Annotated in this window: 3 protein-coding genes and 2 pseudogenes; 3 read left to right on the top strand and 2 right to left on the bottom strand. The window is 62.7% G+C overall.

The features are described from left to right. Positions 1 to 173 precede the first annotated feature (173 nt). Positions 174 to 1,328 carry an MBL fold metallo-hydrolase gene (locus QOC89_RS20240; RefSeq protein WP_323046648.1) on the top strand — a complete coding sequence of 385 codons (1,155 nt, stop codon included), beginning with the start codon at positions 174 to 176 and terminating at the stop codon, positions 1,326 to 1,328. Between the two features lie 29 nt (positions 1,329 to 1,357). Here the strand turns inward: QOC89_RS20240 and QOC89_RS20235 are convergent, their stop codons facing one another. Next, complete coding sequence (locus QOC89_RS20235; protein ID WP_323046647.1) at positions 1,358 to 2,248, bottom strand: LysR family transcriptional regulator; 891 nt, start codon at positions 2,246 to 2,248, stop codon at positions 1,358 to 1,360. Positions 2,249 to 2,339: 91 nt separating this feature from the next. Here QOC89_RS20235 and QOC89_RS20230 point away from each other — a divergent pair, with 91 nt between their 5' ends. Then, positions 2,340 to 2,579, top strand: a complete 240-nt coding sequence (locus QOC89_RS20230; protein WP_323046646.1) for a hypothetical protein — start codon at positions 2,340 to 2,342, stop codon at positions 2,577 to 2,579. A 19-nt stretch (positions 2,580 to 2,598) separates the two neighbouring features. Beyond that, a pseudogene (locus QOC89_RS20225) lies at positions 2,599 to 3,063 on the top strand (LysR substrate-binding domain-containing protein); the annotation flags it as partial. Positions 3,064 to 3,115: 52 nt separating this feature from the next. Here QOC89_RS20225 and QOC89_RS20220 read toward each other — a convergent pair. Further along, positions 3,116 to 3,377: pseudogene (locus QOC89_RS20220) on the bottom strand (MarR family transcriptional regulator); the annotation flags it as partial.

Here is a 3,377-nt window from a genome sequence, read left to right as displayed (position 1 = left end):
CGAATCCACGCGCCGTCGAGATCGGCCCGCAACCGCTCCCCAGCCGTGCATGTCCCCAAGCCGCAAACGACCTGTCGATTCTAGCAGCGCGCGCAGAGCTTTTTTCAGCCGGTCTACACTGTGGCATCTGAAAGCCCATGCAACGGAAGCTCAGCCACTTCGCTCCATTCACGATGCCCTCTCCATTCCGCCTGCCTCTGCTTTATGCCGTCTTCGCGCTCTGCGCCGCAACGGCAACCTCTGCTGCCAGCGCGCAAGAATCCGAACCGTCGCCCGAGCGCCTCTCCGCCAGCGGCATCCATCATGCACCGCACACGGATAACGGTTTCGAAAACGACGATGGTCCGCTCGCGCGGGGCTCGGTCTGGAAGTGGCGCTGGAACCGTTTCATTCACCATCTGCCGCCGCCGCCCGAAAACGGCTACGCGTTTCCCGTGGATCATCCGGACGTCGAATGGATCAAGGCGAACCGCAGTGAGAATACGATGACGTGGATCGGCCACGCCAGCGCGCTGCTGCAGATCGACGGCGTCAACATCCTGACCGATCCGGTGTTTTCCGAACGTGCATCGCCGTTCTCCTTCATCGGGCCGAAGCGGCGTGTGCCGCCCGGTCTGACGCTCGCCGAATTGCCGCATATCGACGTCGTGCTGATCTCACACAGCCACTACGATCATCTCGACGCGGCAAGCGTGCAGGCATTGAACAGTCAAGCGGGCGGCCCGCCGCTTTTTCTCGTGCCGCTCGGCATCAAGGAATGGCTCGCGCAGAAAGGCATCGCCCATGCGCAGGAACTGGACTGGGGCGACCGGACGCAAGCGTCGGGGCTCGACTTCTGGTTCGTGCCCGCGACGCATTGGTCGGCACGCAGTCTCACCGATCGCAACGAGACGCTATGGGGCGGCTGGGTTCTGAAGACACCGCCGCGCGCAGCGCATCCGTTCTCGCTGTATTTCGCGGGCGACACCGGCTATTCGGGCGACGCGAAGCGGATCGGCGCGGCGTTCGGCTGCTTCGACCTCGCGCTGATTCCGATCGGCGCGTATGCGCCGCGCTGGTTCATGGGCCCACAGCACGTCGACCCGCAACAGGCCGTGCAGATTTTCCAGGACGTGCATGCGAAAAAAGCCATCGGCATTCACTGGGGAACATTCGAACTCGCCGACGAGCCGCTCGACGAACCGCCGAAAAAACTCGCCGTGGCCGCACATGAAGCGGGCCTGCCCGACGACGCATTCACGGTGCTGCATCACGGTCAGATGATCCGGCTCGACAATCCGGTCAACCCGGTGAATTCACCCTTCACGCGCGACACATGCGCGCCATAGCCGTGCGATAACCATGTACTAATCGTGCGTTAATCCTGCACGGATAGCGCGCCTTTCATCGCCAGGCGCACAAACGACACAAAGCGCGTCGTAACGGGATTTGCACACACGGACGGCCATGCGAGTCCCACGCGCCACTTCGCCTCTTTGCCGGGCAGCTTGAGCACCGTCGCATCCCGCAGCAAATGCTGCGCACGCGAAGGGATGAACGCAACCCCCACTCCCGCGACGACTGACGCGAGAACGGACTGCACGTCTTCAGCGTATTGCGTCACGTTCGGTACAAAGCGGCGCTCCAGGCACCACCGGTCGATCTGTGCGGCGAGCCCGGGACCGCGCATGCGCTGCAAAGCGACGAAGCCGATTTCATTGAGAACGCCGAGATCAGCCGGGAGTCGCGCGTATCCCAGGTGGGGCGGTAATGCCAGCGCGAGCGCCTCGTCGAGCATACGGAACGACGACAGGCCTTCCGTGGCCGGCAAGCGCATGAAGCCGGCATCCAGCTTGCCCGCCAGCAGGCGGCGCGTTTGCTCGGCGGACGAAAGGTCGCATAACGTGACAGCGACCTCGGGATGCTGCAGGCGGAAATCGGCGACGATCCGCGGCACGACCGTCAGCACGGACAGACAGATTCCGAGGCGCAGATGACCACGCCGGCCGCTGCTTGCCTCTCGCGCGCGCAACAGGATTTCATCCGCGTCGCGGACGAGCGCCTGCGCGTCGGGCAGGAAGCTCTCGCCGAACGGGGTGAGTTCCGCGCCGTGCCGCCCCCTTTCGAACAACTTGCCACCAAGGCTTGCCTCCAATGCGCCGACCTGCTTGCTGAGCGCCGGTTGGCTCATGTGCAGCGCATCCGCCGCGCGACTGAAATGGCGCAGGTCAACAACGGTCAGAAACGTCTTCAGCAGTTTCAGTTCCATTCCAGCAAGTTATCGGATCGGTAAAAACATTCATTTTACTAATTGATAGTTGAAGCGTCCAATAAGGGCATTCCTTCCCGGAGTGTCCATCATGTCCTTTCGAAGCCCGCTGAACACACACGCGTGCGTGCCTCACGAACCTGCAACAGCGAGCCAATACGACACCGACGGCGAACTCGACATGGCCTCGGTCCGCAGTCCCGATCCGCGCAATGGGCACGTTCGTCGCCCCCGCTTCGGCGACGCGATAGCCGACACACCCATTCGCCCAACGACAGGCGCGATCGCCGTGAGCTTCGCGATCGTCTCGCGCAAGCACTGGCCACGTTGAGCCGTGCTGCGGCGCGAGCATGCATTCCTGCTCAGCCGTTCGAGCCCACAGTGGGCCGCGACGCCGGCAAATCAGAACTGCCCGATCCCGGCGCGCTCACGGTCTCTCGTTGCCAAACTGCCGTGCCACGTTGAGTCCATGCAAGAAGCGATGCGAACAGAAAAATAAACACAAACGCCGTAGACACCTGCCGCTCATTACGCTTCCCAAAGACAATCCGCTGCAGCGGCTGATCGAAGCTTCACTCTCGAAGGAAGACATCACCGTCGGGCGGCGCACCGTGGTGGGCCATCTGCAAACCGCGATTGCCATGGCACACGAGGGACCAGGCGTCGCGATCATGCCGTCGTTTTGCGAACACATCTGCCAGCACTACCGGGTCCGAATCGATGTGATCCGGCCCGAAGTCGAATTTTCGTTCTATCGGATCACGCGAGGCGGTCGCGACACGCTCACCGTGCTGGACGAGTTCACTGAAATGTTCGCGGAAGCCGCGCAGAAAAAACCGGTCCTCGTGACGAACGGATCGCGGCGAATTATTCCTCCTGGCTGCCGCTATAGGCCGCAAGAAATTCATCCGAGGCAACCAGGTCGGCGAGCGCGCGCAACGTGGCCGCTGAATCGGGGCCCAGTACCGATTCGACCCGCTGATTCGCCATCGCCCAATGTTCGATGGCCTCGCCAAGCCGCGCCTCGCCAACGGTTGTGAGTGCCCCGCGTTTGGTGCGCCGGTCCTGCTCGTCAGGCTGCAACTCGACGAGGCCGTCGCGCACAAGAGGTCTGAGCGCATGAGTCAGG

Origin of the sequence: Paraburkholderia sp., from assembly GCF_034668105.1 — a bacterium.
GTDB lineage: Bacteria > Pseudomonadota > Gammaproteobacteria > Burkholderiales > Burkholderiaceae > Paraburkholderia.
Note: the sequence above shows the minus strand (reverse complement) of the source record. Positions and strands in the feature narration are given on the sequence as shown.

Bases quoted from the DNA above. Each gene is read 5' to 3' on its own strand.
- QOC89_RS20240 (WP_323046648.1), top strand. From the start codon at position 174: ATGCCCTCTCCATTCCGCCTGCCTCTGCTTTATGCCGTCTTCGCGCTC.
- QOC89_RS20230 (WP_323046646.1), top strand. From the start codon at position 2,340: ATGTCCTTTCGAAGCCCGCTGAACACACACGCGTGCGTGCCTCACGAA.
- QOC89_RS20235 (WP_323046647.1), bottom strand. From the start codon at position 2,248: ATGGAACTGAAACTGCTGAAGACGTTTCTGACCGTTGTTGACCTGCGC.